Genomic DNA, 23,030 nt, shown 5'->3' on the forward strand with positions numbered 1-23,030 from the left:
CGACGCAGCCCCGGACAGAAATGCAAAAGCCCCGTCACAGTGGACAGGGCTTTTTCTTGCAGCTAAGAGCTAATCGCTGCCCTTAAAACACCACACCCTGGCTACGCAGGTAATCGTCATAGGTGCCGCTGAAGTCGATCACGCCACTTGGGCTCAGCTCGATGATGCGGGTGGCCAGGGACGAAACGAACTCACGGTCGTGGCTGACGAAGATCAGCGTGCCCGGATAGTTTTCCAGCGCCAGGTTCAGCGCTTCAATGGATTCCATATCCAAGTGGTTGGTCGGTTCGTCCATGATCAGCACGTTAGGCTTTTGCAGGATCAGCTTGCCGAACAGCATGCGACCTTGTTCACCACCGGAGATGACCTTGACCGACTTGAGGATATCGTCGTTGGAAAACAGCATGCGGCCCAGGGTGCCGCGAACTACTTGTTCGCCTTCCTTGGTCCAGCGGCCCATCCAGTCGAACAGGTTGGATTCATCTTCGAAGTCCGAAGCGTGGTCCTGGGCGTAGTAGCCGATTTCTGCCGCATCGGTCCACTTCACGCTACCGGCATCCGGGCTCAGCTCATTGACCAGGGTACGCAGCAGGGTGGTCTTGCCGATACCGTTCGGGCCAATGATCGCCACGCGCTCGCCGGCTTCAACGTTGAAGCTGAAGTCTTTGAACAGTGGCTTGCCATCAAAGCCCTTGGCCATGCGTTCGACGATGACCGCCTGGCGATGGAGCTTTTTGGTCTGCTCGAAGCGGATGAATGGACTGACCCGGCTCGACGGTTTGACTTCGGCCAGGTGGATCTTGTCGATCTGCTTGGCACGGGAGCTGGCTTGCTTGGATTTTGAGGCGTTGGCCGAGAAGCGGCTAACAAATGATTGCAGCTCGTTGATCTGAGCTTTCTTCTTGGCGTTGTCCGACAGCAGTTGCTCGCGCGATTGGGTCGCGACGGTCATGTACTCGTCATAGTTGCCTGGGAACAGGCGCAGCTCACCGTAGTCCAGGTCGGCCATGTGGGTGCAGACGCTGTTCAGGAAGTGACGGTCGTGAGAGATGATGATCATCAGGCTCGAGCGTTGGGTCAGGATATTTTCCAGCCAGCGGATGGTGTTGATGTCCAGGTGGTTGGTGGGCTCGTCGAGCAGCAGTACTTCCGGATCGGAAAACAGTGCCTGGGCCAACAGAACGCGCAATTTCCAGCCTGGAGATACTTCACTCATCGGGCCGTTGTGCTGCTCGATGCCGATACCCAGGCCCAGCAGCAGTTCACCGGCGCGGGATTCGGCGGTGTAGCCGTCCATCTCGGCGAACTCGGTTTCCAGCTCGGCGACGGCCATGCCGTCTGCCTCGGTCATTTCCGGCAGCGAATAGATGCGGTCGCGCTCAGCCTTGACCTTCCACAGCTCCTCGTGGCCCATGATCACGGTGTCAAGCACGGTGAATTCTTCATAGGCGAACTGGTCCTGGCGCAGTTTACCCAGGCGCACGTTCGGCTCCAGCATGACCTGGCCACCCGACGGCTCCAGATCGTCACCGAGAATTTTCATGAAGGTCGACTTGCCGCAACCGTTGGCCCCGATCAGGCCATAACGGTTGCCAGCGGCGAACTTGACCGAAACGTTCTCGAAGAGCGGCTTGGCGCCGAACTGCATGGTGATGTTAGCTGTGGAGATCAATTACTTTACCTATCAATGGGTTGCGACAGCGCTGATGGCGCCTGGACCATTCCTGGGGCATTCCGGGACTGGACCAGTCTGAGCATGAGCTTGGGCCAGCGGGCATACGTCGACAGCGACATCAAGGCATGAAGCCCCGTCGCTGAGCAGAATATATGGGTGCATGTTGGAATTTGGCGCGCATTGTCGCATATGTGGGGCGTGAGTTGTATGGCGGGGTGGAGTGGATGTTGAGGGCAGTTGTCTTCCCCGGAGTTTTGCCCTGTCAGGCGAATGCAGCGAAGGTCAATCCTGTGGTCTGGTCCTTGAAGGTAAAACAGCGGAGCTTGCGGATAGATATCTCACTAAGTTCGACGAAAACCCCTACAAAGTCAGCGTAATTACATCAATAAGTGTCAGAAAGCCAGATTTTTTTCAGTTTCGTATTGATGACAGTTGAACATCTCAAGGGCCTCGCTTATTTTGCGTTTGTTCGCCCTACAGTGATGGCTCTTTACCGGTTCAGGGATGGCGAGGCTTTCGGTGTAGGGCGAACCTCTTCATGTCGCAATGACAGAAAACACCTTATAAGCGTCAGATGCAGATGCAGATGCAGATGCAGATGCAATGGAAATGCACCTCCGGATGCGCCCTGCCGGGCGCACCCAAAAAAAAGCCCGCTGGGGAGCGGGCCAAGGGATTCACTTGAGGAGTAGATTTCACCCTATAGCGGTAAAGGTGAATAGTTTGTGAAAGCGATGTCGCAAGAACGAATACCCCATACCCTCACTATTTACGTACAAAGGTGCGCATGGTTTGCCCCCGCTCGGTGCTGAAGCACGTTGGCCTTGGCATGCCCTCATCGGCGGCAATAAACACAAAGTGATCCCCATCCAATCGATAACTCGCCAGCAATTGCTTGCCCGCATCGGCGCCCATTGAATCCACCCAGATGATGGTCTTGGGCGTCGTACTGGCGTCGAGGGTAAAGCTGCCTGCCAGTAACACCTCGCCGCCAAGGGTAACGACCCGAAATTGATCGCCACTGATGGTGGTCAGGGCGCCGGGAGCGCTGTGTTCATCTACCGGGTTGATCACGCCGCTGTCTTCCAGTGCGGTCTGTTCCCATTCTCCCTGGAGAGCCAATTGGTCATGGTGGCTGGCGCCGTGGAAAGGCTGGTTTGAGGGGGATGACATGCAAAATTCCTTTTTTGATGAGCCGTTAGTAGCGGGAGCAGTTCGACAGCGATGAAGCGAATTTTTGAGAATGCGCTCAAAAATGAGTGCCAGTTGGGGTTTTCCCTTTTACTGGCGGACATTTAACGCGTTTTTGACATACGCTAAGCATAATGCCCCGTTGCTTGTCGTCTACGCTCATGAATCTCAGGCATGACATTCGTATGCCTGAAAGGAAAAAATCTTCACGGGCCTGGAATCTTTTCTACGACGGGAGGGTCGGATGCCCCGTCGGCGCGACTGCGTATGTCTGGTGTTCAGGGCGTTGTCCCTGTGTTTTCAGTCAGTTATTAAGATCTAGCGTGTTTTGGATGTTGAATGTCCATTTTTTAGGGTGTAACAATTTTGAATAAAACTCCCCAGCTCCAAACCCATGCTGCATCGGACGAAATTGATTTGTTTGAACTGTTTCACTCTATTTGGCGGCAAAAGAAACTGGTTATTGGCTGTACGCTTTTCGCGGGGCTTGTGGGAGTTGGTTACGCACTATTGGCGCCGCGGGAATATCAGGTCAGCAGCGTTCTGCGCCCGGCGGCGATCAACGAGTTGGACGCGCTAAACCGTTCTGAAGTCTATAAGTTGCCGCCTGCGGATGCGCTGGCCAAAGTGGGTACGCAACTGGATTCCTACGAGGCTCGCTTGAGCTTTTTCAAGGCTAACCAAGCCTTGTTCAAGGAGTTTCAGCGGCCGGGGCAGAGCCTTGAGCAGAGTTTCGAGGCGTTTAATCGCGACTCTATCAAGCTGATTTTGCCTGATCCGAAAAAATCCGACTCCCTGAGCAGCTATATCCGCCTGGAGTTGCAGTACCCCACTGATATTGACGGGGTTGCGATTCTCAACGGGTTTGTCGACTACGCAGTTGCCGCTGAGCGTGAGCAAGTCGGAGCCGATCTTAAAGTGATCGTCAACAACCGCCTCACTGAACTCAAAGGCAAGATTGACGCCGCTCGCTCCAATTACGAAACCGACAAGGCGTCGAAAATCGCCAAGTTGCTGGAGGGCGACAAGCTCAAGCGGGCGCAGCTGGAAGACGAACTCGGCGCATTGCGTCTGCAGATGAAAATGGAACGCTCCAATCGCCTGGCGGAGCTGGCCGAGGCGATCTCGATTGCCAAGTCCATGGGCATCAAAAGCCCGACGACGCCGTCGTCCATGGCTGATGCGGGGCGCAGTGGCTCAAGTCAGGTCATGCGTACCGAGGTCAATAATCAGCGGATTCCGCTGTACTTCATGGGTACCGATGCCCTTGAGGCCGAACGCACCGCGTTGCAACAACGCACCAGCGACGACTTCACCAACAGCCGCGTTGCCGAAATTGGCAAGGAGCTGCAATTGCTGGAGGTCAACCGCCAGGTTGAGGTGCTGAATAAACGTGGGAATGAAGATATCTTCCTGCAGGATGTTGAGCCCTTGCGTGCCGAAGTGGCGCGCTTACGAAGCCTGAACATCGATATGAGCAGCTTGAAACTGGTGACGATCGACCGTCGCGCCCAAGAGCCGCTAAGCCCGATCAAGCCGAAGAAAATCCTGGTGGTGGCCCTAAGCCTGGTGGCCGGCTTGGTGCTGGGGATCATGGTTGCACTGATTCGTCATTTCATCCTGATGCGCCGGGAAGCGGTACCGTACTCGCCGTTGGATGATCATCGTTTTTCCCGCCGTGAGCGCAAGGATGATGAGCCTCTGAGCTGATCAACTCTCGCCGCCCACTGGGTCGGCGTGAAGATCCCGGGCTGCCTCGCAGCCCGGCGCGATACCGGCTAGCTCACCTTCGAGCTACCGTCGATCACAGTTGCTGGGCACCGTTTCACAATTCATAGTTAACCTTTGGTTACAGTCTATGGCTAAAATAACAGCCAATGGCCATGGTCAGGATTGTCACAGAGCCTGCCACATTGCCTGTTTGCCGAATTGTGTTTTCAGGAGCTGCTTATTTAATCCTCGGCCGTCGTGGGCACGCAGGAGCAGCCGGTTCTCTTCTGACGTGTGACGAATGCCCTTGAAACTCATCATTGTTGCTCTCTACGTTGTCTCCATTGCGTATGTACACCTGCGTGGCCGGGTGCGACATAAACTTGGCCGCCAATTAAGCGATCACTCGACCTTCCTGGCTCCGATTAATTGTTTTCTCTACCTGTTCTCCAAATTGCCCAGCCGGCCCTATCTGTCGCCCAGTGACTTTCCTGACCTGAGCCCGCTTCAGGAGCATTGGGAAGAAATTCGCCAGGAAGGCCAGAACCTGATGCGGGCAGGGGAGATCAAGCGCTCGGACCAATACGACGACGTGGGTTTCAACTCGTTCTTCAAGTCGGGCTGGAAGCGTTTCTATCTGAAGTGGTATGGCGACAGCCATCCGTCGGCCATGAAGTTGTGCCCGCGCACTACCGAGTTGGTGCAAGGCATCAGTTCGATCAAGGCAGCGATGTTTGCCGAGTTGCCACCGGGCTCCAAGCTGGTGCGCCATCGAGACCCGTATGCGGGTTCCTATCGCTACCATTTAGGCCTCGATACGCCCAACGACCCGGGCTGCTACATCGACGTTGACGGTGAAAGCTACTACTGGCGTGACGGTGAGCCGGTGATGTTCGACGAGACCTACATCCACTATGCGCAAAACACCACGCAACAGAACCGCATCATTTTGTTCTGCGATATCGAACGGCCGATGAAATACCGCTGGGCTGCAGCGTTCAACCGTTGGTTCAGTCGCAATGTCATGGCGGCTGCCGGTTCGCCCAATGAAGCCGGTGATAAGACCGGTGGTTTGAACCGTGCCTTTACTCGGCTGTACAAGATCCGCTTGCGGGGCAAAGAGCTGAAAAAGCGTAATCGCACCCGCTATTACCTGGAAAAGTGGGCGATCTTTGCCGGTCTGGCAGCGATTTTTCTTCTGGTCTGAGATCGCGTGTCGGAAAAGTCGTGTTACACCTAAAGAGAAACTATTTAGTTACCAAAGCCGAACCCTGGGCGTAGCGTGTTATCGAACGCAGGTATTCCTCGCCACAGAGAGGCTTTGTCATGAACACCCATGTGCGCAACCTTGCAGTACTGGCTTTGGGCCTCGCGCTGACCTCGCTGGTACAGGCGCAAAATCTGCCTGGCAACAACAATCCCTACAACAGCCCCATTCATCGGGCCAATCCCAACAGCATGCAGGGCACCCAGCCCAATTCCCCCGCCATTCGTGGAACCAACGTCACTCCGGTGCCTCGGCCACCGACCCTGGAAAATGGCGGGATCGGTAACCGTTATCCGCAGCGCGATGCCACGCCCACTCGTCCTGCAACCCAACCGCAGGCGCCGACCCGTGACGCCAATGGCAATCGCCAGCCTTGAGTGTGTGAACCGAACAAGGAAACCCACGGTATGTTTCTACGCAAAACCCTTTTAGTGACATTCTGCGCCAGCGCCTTGCTGCCCCTGGTGCATCCTGTTTACGCTGCCGATACCCAGCAGTTCCCCAGCGAGCAGGGCAGTGTCACGGCCACCCCAATTGTCAAAGGCCTGGACCATCCGTGGGCGGTGGCGTTCCTGCCGGATAAGCAGGGTTTCCTGGTCACCGAACGGCCCGGCCACCTGCGTTTTATCAGCCCAGACGGCAAGTTGTCGGCGCCCTTGAGTGGTGTGCCGCAAGTATGGGCCAAAGGGCAGGGCGGTTTGCTGGATGTGGTGCTGTCGCCTGACTTCAAGCAGGATCGGATGGTCTACCTGTCCTATGCCGAAGGCGGCGGCAAGGGTGGCACCGCTGGCACTGCTGTAGGGCGCGGGCGCCTGGCCGACGACCTGAGTGGTTTGAAGGACTTCCAGGTCATCCTTCGCCAGGAACCCAAGCTGTCCACCGGCAATCACTTCGGTTCGCGGCTAGTATTTGATCGCGATGGCTATCTGTTCGTAACCCTTGGGGAAAACAACGACCGTCCTACGGCCCAGAACCTGGACAAGTTGCAGGGCAAGGTCGTACGAATCTTCCCCGACGGGCGTGTGCCAGACGATAACCCGTTTGTTGGCCAGGAAGGTGCCAGGCCCGAAATCTGGTCCTATGGGCAGCGTAATCCTCAAGGCGCCGCCCTTAATCCGTGGAGCGGCACGCTGTGGGAAAACGAGCACGGCCCTCGCGGCGGTGATGAAATCAACATCATCGAGCGGGGCAAGAACTACGGTTGGCCATTGGCGACCCATGGCATCAACTATTCCTTGCTGCCCATTCCCGAAGCCAAGGGCAAGACAGCCGAAGGCACCGTCGCGCCTCATCATGTGTGGGAGAAATCACCGGCCATCAGCGGCATGGCGTTCTATGACGCCGACCGTTTCAAGGCCTGGCAGCACAATCTGTTTATCGGCACATTGGCCAGCCAGGAGTTGATTCGCTTGCAGTTCGATGGCGACAAGGTGGTGCATGAAGAACGCTTGCTGGGGGATTTGAAAGCGCGCATACGGGATGTGCGGCAGGGGCCGGATGGCTTTTTGTATGTCCTGACGGATGCGAATGACGGTGTGCTGTATCGGGTTGGACTGAACCAGGATTGAGCCGCAAGCCGCAAGCCGCAAGCTTGAAGCTTGCGGCCCCGCAATCCCGTGTTCATCAGCGGCGCTGACCCACTCACCCTTGTTGGCAAAGTAGCGATAGATACTTTTCCTGGATATGCCGGCGTTTTTCACCAGAAGTTCCATGCCCGCGGATGGGCAGACCTTAGCCCCCCCATGGTGTAAGCTCGTGGACTATTCGGATGCGACCTATTGCGAGCCCTATGCCGTCGTTCTTCAAACGCTCCCTGTTGCCCAAGCTGCGTGGTTTTCCCCTCACTACCGACGCCATCGAGGTGCTGTCCGGTGCCGCCGAGTTTCGCCGGTGCCTGCTGGAAAAAATCGCCCAGGCCACCCAGCGCATCTACATCGTTGCGTTGTACCTGCAACAGGATGAGGCCGGCCAGGAAGTATTCGACGCCCTGCATGCCGCCAAGGCTGCCCGGCCCGAGCTGGATATCGTGTTGGTGGTCGACTGGTTGCGGGCGCAGCGCGGTTTGATCGGTGCCGGCAAGCAACCGGGCAACAGCGCCTGGTACCAGGCCATGACCCAGTCCCACGAAAGCCAAGTGCCGGTATACGGCGTACCGGTGCAAACCCGTGAACTGTTTGGCGTGTTGCACCTCAAGGGCTTTGTGATCGATGACAGCGTGCTGTACAGCGGTGCCAGCCTCAACAATGTGTACCTGCACAAGTTCGACAAGTACCGCTTCGATCGCTATCACCTGATTCACAACAAGGCCCTGGCCGATTCGATGCAGCATCTGGTAGAGCACGGGCTGATTGCGTCAAAAGCTGTGCACCGCCTGGACCTGCCGGACTTGCCCAGCACCCGCAGCTTACGCAATGACATTGGCGACTTGCGCAGCCGCTTGAAACACGCGACCTATGACACCACTACCGGCGCCGTGCCAAACGGCAACCTGTCAGTCAGCCCGCTGCTTGGCGTTGGCAAGAACAACCCCCTGAGCCGGGTGATCTGCGAGCTGATTGCCAGTGCTCAGCATCAACTGACTATCTGCACCCCGTATTTCAACCTGCCCCTGGCGGTAACTCGGGAAATCAACCGCGCCCTGGCCCGTGGGGTAAAGATCGACATCATCGTTGGCGACAAAACCGCCAACGACTTCTACATCCCGCCGAGCGAGCCGTTCAAGGTAATTGCCGCGCTGCCGTACCTCTATGAAATCAGCCTGCGGCGTTTTGCCAAGCGCCATCATCGGATGATCGATACTGGCCAACTGAATCTGCACCTGTGGCACGACGGCGATAACACCTATCACCTCAAGGGCATGTGGATCGACCAGCGCTACACCTTGCTCACCGGCAATAACCTCAACCCACGGGCATTCCGTCTGGATCTGGAAAATGCTTTGCTGATCGATGATCCACGGGGCGAATGGCTGGTGCCACGTCGTACTGAGTTGACGGAAATTTTCCGGCACACCTCGCGAATCGAGCGCTACCAGCAACTGCAGACCCTGGTGGAGTACCCGGAGGCGGTCAGCAAGTTTCTGCGCCGGGTCAGCCGGATACGGATTGAGCGATTGTTGTATCGGATACTGTAGGGCTCAGGCCGGTTGCCGTGCAGCCGGCCAGCAGGCAATGAGCAACAGCAACGCCGCCGCCACCAAATACGGCAAACGCGGCTCGATGGCATAGATCAACGTCCCGGCCAACGGCCCGACTACGACTCCAAACCCTTGGGCTGCCCCCACTGAACCCGCCGTAGCCCCTTGCTCCGAAGCGTCCACTGCGTTGGCCGCCAGTGCGGCGAAGGACGGATGCTGTAGTTTCCGATGTCGAGGAACACCTCGTTCTTTCGCCAAATGGTGTTGAGCACATCCGAGGGTTTTTCACCGGTGGGAATGGGCAACGGCGCCAAGTAGTCATTGCGCGAAAACAGCCGTTTTTTTGTGGTGCCTGCCGGTAGCGTACTCATGCCGACTTCCTGATCACGGCCAATTCCGCCTCACGCGTGGCGATGGCTACTTCCAACTCAGGGGATCGCTCGGCCCACTGCTCGGGCGGCAGCGGTTTGGACCATTCGATGATGTCGGGATAGGGCAGGTCTGGCGGCGGGTACAGCTTTTTCCTTTGCAGATAGGTAGCGAGAGGAGCATTGAAAATAAATACGCCGAATACTCCTTCCCACAATAGTGTTAGAAACCAGCCGCGCTTTTTGGCCTTGTCGTTCATGTAATCGATGTAGTAACGCAGATTTGCACCTGAATTGAGCGCTGCGGCTTCCGGGGCAGCCTCAGGCCCAATCTCCATGTAGCTACGCATACACTCCCACAACGCCATGGCCGTGGTGCCGCCACCACAGTTAAAACCAAACCAAAAATGCTTGTTATCGTCCTTGGCCTGCGAGTCAGGATTGTCAAAGCCAATGATCAATAAGCCCATCGTAGCTTTACCCGCCTGACTCACAGACGACTGCTGCGTGGCCGCCGCCGTCACGCTTTCCCAGGGGACAATCCAGTACTCGCCATCCTCTCGTGGCACACACACTTCGCGGCGTTGTCGATTAAAACGCACCGGTAAAGGCACATCGCGAAATAGGCCCTGAATTAAAAAAAGCGTGGGAATCCCAATGATGATTCCGCCTCCGACAAGAGTAAACACACTGAGATCGGGGGCAATATTTCTAAACGCAAAGGCCAGCCCCAAAAACAGCATTACCATCGGCCACAGCACCATCACCGCCGAGCCGATACTGTAGTTTCCGATGTCGAGGAACACCTCGTTCTTTCGCCAAATGGTGTTGAGCACATCCGAGGGTTTTTCACCGGTGGGAATGGGCAACGGCGCCAAGTAGTCATTGCGCGAAAACAGCCGTTTTTTTGTGGTGCCTGCTGGTGGCGTACTCATGCCGACTTCCTGATCACGGCCAATTCCGCCTCACGCGTGGCGATGGCTACTTCCAACTCAGGGGATCGCTCGGCCCACTGCTCGGGCGGCAGCGGTTTGGACCATTCGATGATGTCGGGATATGGCAGTTCGGGTGGCGGGTTCAGTTTCCAGCGTTCAAGGACATCTATCAGTAGCGTATTAAAAATAAAAATCCCGCAGAAGCCTTCCCACAAAGCGGTTATAAACCAGCCTCTCAACTTCGCAGCCTTGATAAGGTCGTCCAGGTAGGTAGCCCATATTCCTTTAGATCTGTCGAAGCGTGCCGTCTGATCTTCAACAGCGTCCGGCCCAATCTCCATGTAGCTGCGCACGCACTCCCACAACGCCATGGCCGTGGTGCCGCCGCCACAGTTAAACCCGAACCAAAAATGCTTGTTATCCTCCTTGGCCTGCGGATCAGGATTCTCAAAGCCAATGATCAATAAGCCCATCGTAGCTTTACCCGCCTGACTCACCGACGACTGCTGCGTGGCCGCCGCCGTCACACTTTCCCAGGGGACAATCCAGTACTCGCCATCCTCTCGTGGCACGCACACCTCGCGGCGTTGCCGATTAAAGCGCACCGGCAATGGCACATCGCGAAACAGTCCCTGAATTAAAAAAAACGTAGGAACCCCAATGATGAAGGTAGTCATGATCGCAAATATGTGCATATCGTCATGATCATTTCTGAACAGAAATCCCATGAATGCAAACAGCATTACCATCGGCCACAGCACCATCACCGCCGAGCCGATACTGTAGTTTCCGATGTCGAGGAACACCTCGTTCTTTCGCCAAATGGTGTTGAGCACATCCGAGGGTTTTTCACCGGTGGGAATGGGCAACGGCGCCAAGTAGTCATTGCGCGAAAACAGCCGTTTTTTTGTGGTGCCTGCTGGTGGCGTACTCATGCCGACTTCCTGATCACGGCCAATTCCGCCTCACGCGTGGCGATGGCTACTTCCAACTCAGGGGATCGCTCGGCCCACTGCTCGGGCGGCAGCGGTTTGGACCATTCGATGATGTCGGGATATGGCAGTTCCGGTGGCGGGTTCAGTTTCCAGCGTTCAAGCACATCTATCAGTAGCGTGTTAAAAATAAAAATCCCGCAGAAGCCTTCCCACAAAGCGGTTATAAACCAGCCTCTCAACTTCGCAGCCTTGATAAGGTCGTCCAGGTAGGTAGCCCATATTCCTTTAGATCTGTCGAAGCGTGCCGTCTGATCTTCAACAGCGTCCGGCCCAATCTCCATGTAGCTACGCATGCACTCCCACAACGCCATGGCCGTGGTGCCGCCACCACAGTTAAATCCGAACCAAAAATGCTTGTTATCCTCCTTGGCCTGCGGATCAGGATTCTCAAAGCCAATGATCAATAAGCCCATCGTAGCTTTACCCGCCTGACTCACCGACGACTGCTGCGTGGCCGCCGCCGTCACGCTTTCCCAGGGGACAATCCAGTACTCGCCATCCTCTCGTGGCACGCACACCTCACGGCGTTGCCGATTAAAGCGCACCGGTAAAGGCACATCGCGAAATAGGCCCTGAATTAAAAAAAGCGTGGGAATCCCAATGATGATTAACGCTCCGCCCCACATTAGAGGGTCAGGAGTGATGTAACTCATTAATAAAAACAGCATCGCCATCGGCCATAGCACCATCACTGCCGAGCCGATGCTGTAGTTTCCGATGTCGAGAAACACCTCGTTCTTGCGCCAAATGGTGTTGAGCACATCCGAGGGTTTTTCACCGGTGGGAATGGGCAACGGCGCCAAGTAGTCATTGCGCGAAAACAGCCGTTTTTTTGTGGTGCCTGCCGGTGGCGTACTCATGCGCGGTCCTTGGGTTGCAGGTAAGTAGAGCCTGAACGCTCACTGTCGAGCGGGTAGCTTGGCACACGATCCAGTTCCGGTGTCGGATCAGCCCGCAGGGCGATCACACCTCCGTTGTCACTCAGGGTAAAGGCCACGCCGCGTTCACCGCCGATAAAGTTGCGGGCGCCCAGCAGCGCGGTCAATGGCGTGCGATACCGCAAGCGCAGGGAGATCGTGCGGGGTGGGGTGCTAAGGACACCTTGTACTGAACTGAAGGGGCCGCTCAGGCGTAAACCTTGGCCTTCGTTAGCGGGTATCCAGCAACAGGTACTGCCGGGCAGCCAGTGAGGTGCCATATCCCGCCAAGGGCGAGGCGGTTGGTAGTTGTTGGTCGGGCTGTTTTTGATCAAGTCGCGGTAGCGCTGGGTATCCACCGGATCACCGATCAGGCTCAGTTCCAGGTAGGCGCTGCTGGGCTCGGCCCCAGGCAAGTCAATCGTCAAGCTATTGATGGCACTTACGGAAGTCAGCCCGGAAGGAGCACTTGAACTGCCCATTACCGAGCTGCTCTCCATGCTCACTCGTGGGGTATACAGGATGCCGTACAGTTGGTTGAGTTCGTCTAGTTGGGCCTTGGCTGCGATAGGATCTAAATTCCCTGCTCGGGCTTTTGACCAGCAGCAGAAGTTGAGGAAATTTTGCAGTGGGGTTTGCTGAAAGAACCAAGTGATCAGGTACAGCACGCCCAGCGCGAACATGATCCAGTTGAGCGGGCCCATGCATAGCGAGTAGCGCATGATCGCCGCCTCCACTTCCACCAGTCCAGCTAAGGTTCTCATCGTGTAGGTAGCCCCCAACAGAGCCTGACTACCATAAGCCGCTATTTGCCCACCAACGACCGCCTTGCGCATCTGGAACCAAGGATCGATATGCGTCTGGCTGCTTTCCAGCTGAAGTTGCAGTGATTTGTATTCGTTTAGGGCCGCGCTAAATGACAATCCACCAATCACCCCACCAAACAGGGTGAGGGTTGGGGCCGCTGCGGAGCGAATCAGAAATCGATCCTTCCCCAACCCCTGCCGCACCTGATTATCAATTACCGCCGTCAGCGCGGCGGCGGCATACAACGACGCTGACACCGTATCGTTGAGGCGCTGACTGTCCATCCCCTCCACGGCTGCGGCCTGACTCAAGTAGTTACTCGCATTGAGCGTGTTCAGCAGCAAGGCCGCCAGCGGCACCACTCCACCGCTATTGGTCACAAAGGAAGAGTTCACGATGCCTGACACGCGTCCGACGCCTATGGCTTCCCCCGTGGTGCGGGCCCATTGGGTCAGCCCTTCCGCTTGTTGGCCCAGTAATCTCCAGACTTGAGTGCCTCCCTCGCTCACAGACTGTAAACGGGCCTCGCTGCCCAGGCGAGCAGCAACGAAGACTCCTAGCCAGGCACTGCTGAAGGTTTTATCGCCTTTGAGCAACAGCAACGACGCAGCCAGACGGTTGACCAGCACGCTCCATGCGCCATGGGCGTCTCGGGCCATGCTCGCAAGGTCGTCCAGAATCGGCGCGGCCAGTGGCACAAGTGCCTGATGGGTAGCCGCGATATTCTCAGAGGCCAGTGCGGCCATCAGCTCGCCCAGGCGAGTGCTGTTGTTAATGCCCGCATCGAGCGAGGGCGTCCAGGCACGGAAAAGTTGTGTCAGTGCGCCGCCATCGGCGGCTCGCACGTAGTCGGCGTATTGTTCCGCACCCTGGGCACGAATGCATTGGGCGGTCAGGCAACCGGTGGCCAGGTCGGTTAACCAGTGCCGAGTGTCCAGGTCATAGTAATCGACAAACCAGGTGCCGCTGGCGGACCGTTTGAGGTAAACGTCCCGGTCCGCAAACAGTGTCTGATGACGTTGTTCGACATGCTGGAAATGCGCCGGCGCGGTGGTGTCGAGCCAGGTGTTCATTGCTGTCAGATCGATATACTCGCCGACTTTGGCACTGAGGAAGTCGTTGTCGAGGTTGGCCTGCTTTTCAGCACGGTATTCACGCACCACGTATTCCGCTTCGTTGTACAAATCGGCCGGAATAAAGGCCCGCACCGGTGAGACGATGGCCGCGATCCGCGCATCGCGGTCACGGGCTTCAGCCGGGCCAGGCGCGCCACCGTAACGACGGGCCTGAGTTTCCGCCTTGAGCTCATCGTCCAGCTGATGCTGGGCATTGAGCAGCACCCGACCCTGATCGGGCGTCAGGTGGATGTCACGCTCCTTGTAGCGGTAGCTGAGGGAACCCGCCAACTCGGCCCCATCTTCGCTGACCAGACTGCGAATAAACCCACCGATGCTTAGGCGCAGGTTGTTATCACCGATCCACTGTTCGTGTCGCGCCTCCACCGACTCTTGCTCATGGTTGATATCACGCAGTACGCCCAGGTCGTCATCCAGGCAGGCAAAGACAGGAAACAACCCATTGGCCTGCGCCTTGGCAGTGCTCAGCCAATCCTGAGTGCTCTGCCCGTCCCACCGTTCGGCACTCCACTCGCCCGGGGGCTCATCACTGGCCTCGGGGTGTTGGGCGATGACAATCTCGCGCTCACGTGAACGGTGCATGGCCTCGGTGTACGCGTTGATATTGGGCGTGGTCGGGGCTTTCATCGCGGTCGCGCCCAGTGCATCCGTATCATCACCGCCCCGTTGTTGGTCAGCCTTCATCGACCGGGCATAGGTGACCGGGATGAGTTCGGCCATGACCTGATCGGCTTTGACCAGCGGTGGGCAATGAGGCGCCTGTAGCTCGTTGGCCACCGTGCGCAAGGCAACGTGACGCATGTGCGCACTGCGTTTGGAGCTGCTGTCACTCAGCGCCTTGCAGTGTTCTGGATTCAGTGGGAACTCGCTATAGAGCATCCAGGCGTCATAGATTTTCTTCAGGGCCAGACCTGTCAGGGTGCCATCCAGCACGACGGTTGCATCGGCTTCCAGCGCTTGTTCACTCAGCAAACCATTCGGCCCGATGGCATAGCGTTTGAGAGGGCCCTGGTCCTGCCACAGATAAAGAAAACCTCCCCGCAGGCGGCGTGCCGCCATAGCGTGGCTCTGCGTAGTCACGCCGGGCGCGCAGCAAGGATGGGTGGCCTTTTCTTCTGCCAGGGCATACCGCACGGGCACTACGAATACGTCGGGTTGGTGGGCTGGGCATGGCGTAATTGAACTGTTGATATCTTCGTGGGGCATCGCCTTGGCGGCCCGGTTAGCCTGAGCCAACCGATCAACCATGGCCAGTTTTTCAGCACTCATGCGGAGAGTTCCTTATCGGTGAGCTGCTGGCGCTCTAGTTCAGCGCTCAGGTTGTCCAGGCGTTGTTCAGGTAAAATCCCAGGCTCGGTGAGAATCTGTCGGTAAACGGCATGGCCGGGAGCGTCAGGAAAGTCATTGCCTAGTAAGGCGTGAAAGCTGGCCCAGCGAGTGACTTCATCGGCGGCACCGTAGCCTTGCCGTTCAGCGCTGAGCTGACAGGTCGTGACCCACTGCTGCTGTTCGGCGTGATCCAATCCTTGCAGGCACTGAGGGAAGTGCTGCTGACAATGTTCGATCAGTTGCTGAGCAAGACACTGCCGCTTGGCTTCGCTCAAGTGATCCAGTTGTTCTGGGGTCAGGCATAACCAAGGCTTTTCCGTATACTGCGCGATGGGCTGCTCAGGGTTTTCCTGACGAATAAATCCGGAGCTATGAGCCAATTTCGGCAGCAAAATAAGTCGGATTGGCCCCATCAATCGATCACGCGCCTGGGGCTCCAGACCAGTCAGCCACAAACGCGTGATACGGGGGTCGTAGTAACGAAAAAGGACCCTGGCATCGCCCTCGACGCGGGCGTGAATCAGGCTGCGCAGGTGCTGAAATACAACGTCTTCACCGGCCTCTGATTCCAGCCAGATACCCGCCGTTGCACTCCACTCCAGTGCAAAGATGTGGGCCAACGGGCTGCTGGGGGAAACCGGCACCAGTATCGGGCCGATATCCGCCAGCTTGCTGTAGGCAGTGTGCTGATACAGCGACTGAAACTTAGTGTTTTTCCCCTGATCCAGCAGGCGCTCGGACAGGTTGTCGATCTGAGCACCATCCAGCAGTAAATAAGCCTGATTCATGCATTCAACTCCGCTAGTTTTTGACACACCGCACAGACCGGTGCGGCATGACGTGCGGCCTGAATCAACGCAGACGTTTGCGTGGCCAGTGACGGAGCAACCAACACCTCGGCGACCTCCGGTATGACCGAAAGGGCCTGCTGTGCAGGAACCCCCGCCATAGGTGCACCACCCTGGACGATGGGCACGCTGCTGAAAATCCCCCCAGGGGTGATAACGATGTGGTGACCTCCTGCGCTGAGCGTTAGGCTCATGCCGGCATCTACTACCACATTGGTGGCTGTGACGTGAGCGTGTGCCCCGGCCTGAATCACCAGCGTACCGTCTGCCGTAGTGCTGCTATTGCCGGTGATGGAGATCAGTTCGTTACCACCGATCACCGTGTTACGCAGACCTTGGGTAGTGTGTAGCTCGTCGCCACTGATCAGGCTGGAGCTGTTGTTATCGACCTGCTCAAAGCGGTCATGATTGATCAGGCTGTGACTGTCACGAGTAATTTGCTCGCGGCGGTCGTTACCGATCTTGGTGTCGCTGTCGTTGAGGATCACCTGTTCGATGTCACGCTGAGCACGCAGGTAGATCAGCTCCCGCCCAGCGCGGTCTTCAATCGACAATTCGTTGTAACCACCGCTGTCCGGCGAGCTATGGCTACGCAGGACCGTTTTGGTTTTATTCGCGGGCAAGGGGTACGGCACTGGCATGACCTTGTTAGGTACGCACCCCGTAATCAACGGATTGTCAGGATTACCTTCCAGGTAGGTCACCACCACTTCCATACCGATACGGGGAATGGTCACCGAACCGAAACTTTCTCCGGCCCAGCTGGATGACACCCGTAGCCAGCAACTGCTCTTGTCGCTACCCAGTTCAGCGCGATCCCAATGGAACTCGACCTTCACGCGGCCATACTCGTCGCAGAAAATCTCTTCCCCTTCCGGACCAGTGACACGGGCGGTCTGGCTGACCAACACCGATCTGCGCGAGACCAGCGGAGGACGGTAGAACACGTCCCAGGGAATCGCGCTGAAGCTGTTGCGGTAACCTTGGGTAAAGCCGTCTTCGGGTTTAACGTCGCTGGTGATCGCCTCCTCAAGTGACTGAGGTTGCTTGCCTGAGTGAGTCACATTGAGCAACAACCACAACTCATTGCACGGCTGACGCGGATGTTCGATCAGGTTGAAGAAGTGGCCACTGCGCAGGAGGGGCTGGTCGCTTTTACCTTCAGCCAACTGGTAGTCGCTACGGTGCCGCTCCAAGGCTTGCCGGGCACGCTGTTTGCCGAGCTTTTCATTTTCGATCAGCACCGGGTAACGGTAGTCTTCGAGAACAGGACTGAACTCGGCGGTAAATTGGCTTTCCAGCAACTGGCTTGGGCGTTTTAAATCATAGCCCCGGCGGGTGGTTGTGCTGGTTCGGGTGCTAAAACGCATCGAGAACTGGCTGACGACCGGGTGATCCGCGGCCAGGCCGGAGCCTTGCTGATACGGTGTTTCGCCCAGTTTGGGAAAGTAGGTCTGATCGTCGGTGAACACCAACTGGTGGCCACCCTCGCTGTGCTGATGGTGCCAGGAAATCCCGTCCTCGCTGCACAGCCTTTGGACGTACTCGTAGTCGGATTCACCGTACTGAGTGCAGTATTCGCGTTCAGGGCTGGTGCTGACATGGAAAGTATACGCATCGGCCAGGATGCCATGTCCATTGAGTACCTTGGCGATAATTTGCGGCACCGTCAGACGCTGAAAAATCCGTTGGTTATGGCTGAACTGCAAATAGTGCAGCGCCGGCACCAGGGTCAGGTGATAACGCGTCAGGCGCTTACCCGCTTCACCCACGAACACATCTTCGATGCGCCCATGAATCCCTTCGCCGTTCAGGCCAAACTGGAGAAAAGCCGGCTGGCTGAGCAGGCTTTCTAGATCGAAATCAGGGGACTCACTGACCAGTTCAACCTGGATCGCATACAAGCTGCTGATGGCTTCAGTGCCGTAAAAAGCTAGAACTTTGAAGTTGTTGCGAACAGAGGGAATCACTAACGCGAAGTGCGCAGTATTAGCAGGCGCGAACATGCGCTTATCCTTAAGCTGAGAGAGGACGAAAAACGCGATGCCCCGGCCATACCGAACCTGAACACACTTAAACCTCCCAGCATGCTAACAAGGTGCCAAATGATTCTATGTAGGAAACGTCCTAAAATTCGCTCGAACTTTCACTATCGGAATGTTCGTCGTTTCTGCGGACTAGTCCAATTAGACATCCATCCAGCGAGAATTGGCACCAGACGAATAGTTATCAAAAAGGCTGAATCATCTTTTTTTGAGTTTCGGCTTGGCACCGAAAGTGGCTCGCTGCTGACTTCAGCGTAAGCGACAGACATCCGTGAGTGAGGACAGCCGTGAAACGGTATAGATAAAACGGGTCAACGCACAGGGAGATTAACGTGCGTGATGTCATTTTACAGGGGCATAAATGCAATCGCGGGCAGTGGTCGCCCGCGATCATGACAGCTCAGTGAGTTGAAATCAGTTCAAGCCCAGTTTGCCCCGCAAGGTCGACAGGTCTTCCGCCAGGGTATTGACCGGTCCCACCAGCGCCTTGCGGTCGTTTTCCTTGACCTTGTCGTAGGTCTCAAAGCCGCCATCGGCGGTTTTGTATTTGGCCAGGATCTTGTCGACGGTGGCGAAGTTCTTGTCGACCTTGGCCAGGAAGGCCTTGTCCTGTTTCTCGATTTGCCCACGGAATAGGTCGACGATTTTTTTCGCGCCGTCGATGTTGCCCTGAAAGTCATACAGGTCGGTGTGGCTGTAGCGGTCTTCTTCACCGGAGATCTTGGTGGCGGCGACTTCTTCGAGCAGTGCGGCGGCGCCGCCGACGACTTTTTCCGGTGGGAAGGTCAGGCCGGCGACGCGGGTCTGCAGGTCTTTGACGTCCTTGTTCAAGCCGTCAGTCAGCGCATCCAGGCCTTGGGTGGTGTTCTCGGAGAACAGTGTGTATTCGATGCGATGGAAACCGGTGAAGTCATCGGCCTTCACGCCTTTTTCGTGGTCGTCGACCCGCGAATCGATGGCAGCGTCGAGGTCGCTGAACAGCTCGGCGATCGGCTCGATGGACTCATAGTGAACGCGGGTTGGCGCATAGAGCTTCTTGGCCGTGGCCAGGTCGCCTTTCTTGACGGCGTCGGTGAACGCCTGGGTCTGGGTGACCAGTTCATCGATCTTGTCAGTGACGTAGATTTTGTAGTCCGAGACCGGGGCCACCAGGTCCAGCGGTGCCGTAGCGGCAAAGGCCGCCGGCGCAGAGAGGGTCAACAACAACGACAATGCCAGGGACGACTTTTTCATGGAAAGATTTTCCGCTGTGGGGTTGGTTTCAAGTGTTGGCAGTGGTTTGAGGATGCGTGGCAGCCAGCAGCGTGCGACCGATGAAGTCCTGCGGCCCGGTGGCCCCCGGCAAGGTGAAGAAATAACCGCCACCTACCGGTTTCAGGTATTCCTCCAGAGGCTCGCCGTTAAGCCTTGTTTGCACGCTGATAAAGCCTTTCTCCAGGTCAGCCTGGTAGCAGATAAACAACAGCCCCATGTCCAGCTGACCATTTTTGTTGACGCCGTTGGAGTAGTTGAACGGCCGACGCAGGATCAGGTTGGCCTGAGTCTTGTGGGTGCGCGGGTTGGCCAGGCGGATATGGGCATCTAGCTTGGTCAACTTGCCTTCGGGGTCCTTGGTGTAATCGGGCACCTGGGTTTCGGTGTGGCCGTCCATAGGCGCGCCGCTGGGCTTGATCCGGCCGATGATGCTTTCTTGCTCCTGCAGGGGCGTGCGGTCCCAGCGCTCGACGAAGTTGCGGATGATCCGTACCGCCTGGTAGCTGCCATTGGCGGCCCAGGCCGGTTCGTCACTGTCCGGCTGGACCCAGACAATCTGGTCCATGGTTTTGTTGTCGTTGGAGTTGGGGTTGGCCGAACCATCACGAAAACCGAGGAAGTTGCGCGCACTCTGCGCCGGCTCGCCTGGGCGGGCAGGGGCCTGGGACGGCACGCTGCCTTCCTGCTTCCAGCGCACCAGCAGCAGGTCTGGCAGGTTTTTCACGATGTCACGCAGGGCGTGAATATTGGTGTCGGGGGTGTTGGAGCTGAACTGCAGGCTCAGGTCTCCGTGGCACTGGGCGGGTTCCAGGGCGTCGTTGGGGAAACCGACCATGCGGCTCAGGCGCTTGGGCTTGGCGCTGGCCAGTGCGAAGCGCTCATCAAACAGCGACTCGCCGACGGACACGGTGATGGTCAGGTTGTCCGGCGTTACCACGGGGCCGAGAATCCCGGAGTCGGTGGGCGGCAGTTTCGGGTCGACTTGCGGCACGGTGCCGCCGGTCATCAGGAAGCTGATGCGCTCGTTCAGCGTGCGCAGCAACCGTTCGAGATCTTCACGATCGCTGGCCAGTACATCAAAGGACACCAGCATGCCGCAGGCCGGGCGCGGGGTGACGATGCCTGTTTGATGCTGGCCATGAAAATCGTGACGGTCCTGGGTCTTTTCACTGCTCGGCGCGGTGGTGACTTGTGCCGTGCTGGCGGCCATCGCCGGGCAACTGAGGCTGCTGCCGGCAATTGCCGCGCCTGTGGCAGCCATGCCTAGCAAGACACGACGACGCTGGGCTGAAAATTGTTCTGAATCACTCATGCTTTCAGTCATCTCACTGCAGGCCAGAAAGGCCAAGGGCGGGGTCGATTCCATCGAGTGCAACGGCCAGAGCCTTGGCCTTATCGGCGATCTGCTTGCGCTGATCGACGGTGACGCTGTCGTAAGTGCTGTAGCTATTACCGACTTTCAAACTACTGAGCTGGGCGTCGAGGGCGTTGATGGCACTGTCGATGCCCGGCAGCAGGTTGGCAGCCGACTTGGTCAGCAGTGGACGCATCAGGTCCACTACCTTGCGCGTGGCCTCCAGGTTGGCGGCAAAACCATTGAGGTCGATATGGCTGTAGCGCTCTTCCTCACCGCTGACTGCACGCACATCCGCCAGGCTATTGAGGTTGCGCACCAGGATGCTCACCAGTTGTTCCGGTGGCAGCGATTGGGCGAGTAACTGTTGCTTGAGGCGGGTGACGTCGGTCAGCAGGCGCTGGGCAATCGGTGTCAGACCGTCGAGGTTGCGCTGCTGGAACAGGCCGTACTCAAGGCGGTGGAAGCCGCTGAAGGCCGGGTCCTGCTCACGCTTTTCAAAGTAATCGGCGCGGGCGTTGATGACGTTGTCCAGCTCCGCCAGGCGTTGTGAGGCCAGGGCGAGACGCTGATAAGCCTCACGTGCCGGCACGTAAAACGCCCGGGCCTGGCTCAGGTCGCCGGCTGCGATAGCCTGCTCAAGTGCGGTGACCGCCTTGATCAGCGCGCCGCCCTGGCTGCTCAGGTACACGCGAAACTCCGACAGTGGGCCAATAAACGCCACCATTGATGGCTTGGCCTTTGCCTGTGCGTCCGACTCGGCGGTCGGCGTCACATGCAGGGTGCCGCGTGGGTTGCTCAGCAGGCCGCAGGTGATGACGTAGTCGCCGGGCGCCAGGTTCGCGTTGATCACCTGGCTCAGGCCGGGGGCGATATTTTCGCGTTCTTCGACCACCAGCACGCCGTCGAGAATTTCCCATTCCACCGCCCGGTCCGAGCGGTTGATGATGCGAAAACTCGCGTGGCCCGCCGGTACGGTCAGGGCATTGGGCTCGCAACTGTGGGCGTGAATGGTCACGGCGATTTCATCGTGGTTGGTCTGGCGCTTGGCGGCGGCCATTTTCGAGGCGTAGTAGAACAGGCCTCCGGCGGCGATCATCACGATCACCGAGCCGGCCACCGCCCAGCGCAGGGCACGGGGAGGCGAAGCCGATTGAGGGGATTGGCTGGACAAGAGACGGTCCTTACTGGCTGGAAACGGAAGAGGTATTGCGGTCGGTTGGTTTGCTGGGCGCCGCCGGCAGGAAGAACATCACCAAGGCCACCACTAGGTAAATCAGGTAGGCGCCGAGGGTGCTGATGGTGGGGGCATCCTGATAACCAAACATCCCCGCCAGTACCGAACCCAGCGGGCCATCCATCGGCAGCGTGGCGCTGAAATCGAACAGCACGGTTTGCAGGCGGTTCCAGGCGCCGGCTTCGTGCAGGGCTTGTACCGAGTTGGCCAGGATGCCAGCGGCCACCACCAGTATGAATAAGCCGGTCCAGCGAAAGAACGCGCCAAGATTCAGGCGCATGCTGCCCGAATAGATCAGGAATCCGACGATGATCGCCAGGATCAGGCCGAGCAGGGCACCCATGGGCGCGGCCGGGCCTTCGCTTTGTTGGAACACCGCCAGCAGGAAGAACACGGTTTCCAGGCCTTCACGGGCCACGGCGAAAAACACCATGGCGATCAGCGCCGTGACCTGGTGTTTGGAACCGGCCAGGGCGTGATCCAGGGATTGGTGCAGGGAATGCTTGATGGAGCGCGCTACCTTGCGCATCCAGAACACCATGGAACTGAGAATGCCAACGGCCACCAGGCCGACAATGCCTTCGAACAGCTCTTGCTGTTTTTGCGGGAACTCCGCGCTGACCAGTTCCAGGCCCCCGCCTACCAGCAGCGCCAGGGCTGCGGCGAGAAATACACCGATCCACACCGCAGGCATCCATTGGCCGCGGCCGGTCTGTTTCAGGTAACTGGCGATGATGCCAACGATCAATGCCGCTTCAATCCCTTCGCGCAGCATGATTAGAAATGGAACGAGCATTCAGCACCGAAGCGTAATTAGATAGGAGGC

The 23,030-nt window shown here is 57.5% G+C and carries 18 protein-coding genes and 2 pseudogenes; 5 read left to right on the forward strand and 15 right to left on the reverse strand.

Going from position 1 to position 23,030, the window contains the following annotated elements:
• Positions 1 to 82 precede the first annotated feature (82 nt).
• Both AAEZ06_RS04230 and AAEZ06_RS04235 read right to left on the reverse strand, forming a co-directional pair.
• The gene (locus tag AAEZ06_RS04230) at positions 83 to 1,672 is read right to left on the reverse strand and encodes an ABC-F family ATPase (RefSeq protein WP_149414063.1); all 1,590 of its coding nucleotides are present in this window, start codon (positions 1,670 to 1,672) and stop codon (positions 83 to 85) included.
• Between the two features lie 768 nt (positions 1,673 to 2,440).
• On the reverse strand, positions 2,441 to 2,848 hold the full coding sequence (locus AAEZ06_RS04235; RefSeq protein WP_149414064.1) for a TIGR03067 domain-containing protein: 408 nt from the start codon (positions 2,846 to 2,848) through the stop codon (positions 2,441 to 2,443).
• Between the two features lie 384 nt (positions 2,849 to 3,232).
• On the opposite strand from AAEZ06_RS04235, the gene AAEZ06_RS04240 reads away from it, so the two are divergent.
• The 4 genes from AAEZ06_RS04240 to AAEZ06_RS04255 all read left to right on the forward strand — a co-directional run bounded on the left by AAEZ06_RS04240 (position 3,233) and on the right by AAEZ06_RS04255 (position 7,411).
• Positions 3,233 to 4,576, forward strand: a complete 1,344-nt coding sequence (locus AAEZ06_RS04240) for an LPS O-antigen chain length determinant protein WzzB (RefSeq protein WP_149414065.1) — start codon at positions 3,233 to 3,235, stop codon at positions 4,574 to 4,576.
• A 307-nt stretch (positions 4,577 to 4,883) separates the two neighbouring features.
• A complete protein-coding gene (gene lpxO / locus AAEZ06_RS04245; RefSeq protein ID WP_149414072.1) occupies positions 4,884 to 5,783 on the forward strand; it encodes a lipid A hydroxylase LpxO in 900 nt (299 codons plus the stop codon).
• A 119-nt stretch (positions 5,784 to 5,902) separates the two neighbouring features.
• The gene (locus tag AAEZ06_RS04250; protein ID WP_350612910.1) at positions 5,903 to 6,220 is read left to right on the forward strand and encodes a hypothetical protein; all 318 of its coding nucleotides are present in this window, start codon (positions 5,903 to 5,905) and stop codon (positions 6,218 to 6,220) included.
• A gap of 30 nt (positions 6,221 to 6,250) precedes the next feature.
• Entirely contained in the window at positions 6,251 to 7,411 is a 1,161-nt protein-coding gene (locus AAEZ06_RS04255; protein WP_350612912.1) for a PQQ-dependent sugar dehydrogenase, read from the forward strand.
• A 57-nt stretch (positions 7,412 to 7,468) separates the two neighbouring features.
• On the opposite strand, the pseudogene AAEZ06_RS04260 reads toward AAEZ06_RS04255, so the two are convergent.
• Positions 7,469 to 7,564 (reverse strand): annotated as a pseudogene (locus tag AAEZ06_RS04260) (TetR family transcriptional regulator); the annotation flags it as partial.
• Positions 7,565 to 7,632: 68 nt separating this feature from the next.
• Here AAEZ06_RS04260 and pssA point away from each other — a divergent pair.
• Positions 7,633 to 8,976, forward strand: a complete 1,344-nt coding sequence (pssA, locus tag AAEZ06_RS04265) for a CDP-diacylglycerol--serine O-phosphatidyltransferase (protein WP_149414073.1) — start codon at positions 7,633 to 7,635, stop codon at positions 8,974 to 8,976.
• 3 nt (positions 8,977 to 8,979) lie between these two features.
• Here pssA and AAEZ06_RS04270 read toward each other — a convergent pair.
• The 12 genes and pseudogenes from AAEZ06_RS04270 to efeU all read right to left on the reverse strand — a co-directional run.
• Positions 8,980 to 9,192, reverse strand: a pseudogene (locus AAEZ06_RS04270) (MFS transporter); the annotation flags it as partial.
• Complete coding sequence (locus AAEZ06_RS04275) at positions 9,096 to 9,350, reverse strand: hypothetical protein (RefSeq protein ID WP_350613448.1); 255 nt, start codon at positions 9,348 to 9,350, stop codon at positions 9,096 to 9,098. The pseudogene AAEZ06_RS04270 and the gene AAEZ06_RS04275, both read right to left, overlap by 97 nt.
• On the reverse strand, positions 9,347 to 10,282 hold the full coding sequence (locus AAEZ06_RS04280) for a hypothetical protein (protein ID WP_350612914.1): 936 nt from the start codon (positions 10,280 to 10,282) through the stop codon (positions 9,347 to 9,349). The genes AAEZ06_RS04275 and AAEZ06_RS04280 overlap by 4 nt, the downstream gene beginning before the upstream one ends.
• The gene (locus tag AAEZ06_RS04285; protein WP_350612916.1) at positions 10,279 to 11,217 is read right to left on the reverse strand and encodes a hypothetical protein; all 939 of its coding nucleotides are present in this window, start codon (positions 11,215 to 11,217) and stop codon (positions 10,279 to 10,281) included. Before AAEZ06_RS04285 ends, AAEZ06_RS04280 begins: the two co-directional genes overlap by 4 nt.
• A complete protein-coding gene (locus tag AAEZ06_RS04290) occupies positions 11,214 to 12,137 on the reverse strand; it encodes a hypothetical protein (protein WP_149494029.1) in 924 nt (307 codons plus the stop codon). The genes AAEZ06_RS04285 and AAEZ06_RS04290 overlap by 4 nt, the downstream gene beginning before the upstream one ends.
• Entirely contained in the window at positions 12,134 to 15,406 is a 3,273-nt protein-coding gene (locus AAEZ06_RS04295) for a toxin VasX (RefSeq protein WP_350612918.1), read from the reverse strand. The genes AAEZ06_RS04290 and AAEZ06_RS04295 overlap by 4 nt, the downstream gene beginning before the upstream one ends.
• Entirely contained in the window at positions 15,403 to 16,254 is an 852-nt protein-coding gene (locus tag AAEZ06_RS04300; protein WP_350612920.1) for a DUF4123 domain-containing protein, read from the reverse strand. Before AAEZ06_RS04300 ends, AAEZ06_RS04295 begins: the two co-directional genes overlap by 4 nt.
• Positions 16,251 to 18,320 (reverse strand): type VI secretion system tip protein TssI/VgrG, encoded by a 2,070-nt coding sequence (gene tssI, locus AAEZ06_RS04305; protein WP_350612922.1) that lies wholly within the window; start codon positions 18,318 to 18,320, stop codon positions 16,251 to 16,253. The genes AAEZ06_RS04300 and tssI overlap by 4 nt, the downstream gene beginning before the upstream one ends.
• A 453-nt stretch (positions 18,321 to 18,773) precedes the next feature.
• Positions 18,774 to 19,592 (reverse strand): iron uptake system protein EfeO, encoded by an 819-nt coding sequence (gene efeO / locus AAEZ06_RS04310; RefSeq protein WP_149413390.1) that lies wholly within the window; start codon positions 19,590 to 19,592, stop codon positions 18,774 to 18,776.
• A 28-nt stretch (positions 19,593 to 19,620) separates the two neighbouring features.
• Complete coding sequence (gene efeB, locus AAEZ06_RS04315; protein ID WP_350612924.1) at positions 19,621 to 20,925, reverse strand: iron uptake transporter deferrochelatase/peroxidase subunit; 1,305 nt, start codon at positions 20,923 to 20,925, stop codon at positions 19,621 to 19,623.
• Positions 20,926 to 20,938: 13 nt separating this feature from the next.
• Positions 20,939 to 22,141: an iron uptake system protein EfeO gene (gene efeO, locus AAEZ06_RS04320; protein WP_350612926.1), complete on the reverse strand. Its 1,203-nt coding sequence runs from the start codon at positions 22,139 to 22,141 to the stop codon at positions 20,939 to 20,941.
• A 10-nt stretch (positions 22,142 to 22,151) separates the two neighbouring features.
• Positions 22,152 to 23,000 (reverse strand): iron uptake transporter permease EfeU, encoded by an 849-nt coding sequence (gene efeU, locus AAEZ06_RS04325; RefSeq protein ID WP_149413387.1) that lies wholly within the window; start codon positions 22,998 to 23,000, stop codon positions 22,152 to 22,154.
• Positions 23,001 to 23,030 lie beyond the last annotated feature (30 nt).

It is taken from the genome of Pseudomonas sp. HY7a-MNA-CIBAN-0227, assembly GCF_040310325.1.
Classification (GTDB): Bacteria; Pseudomonadota; Gammaproteobacteria; order Pseudomonadales; family Pseudomonadaceae; genus Aquipseudomonas.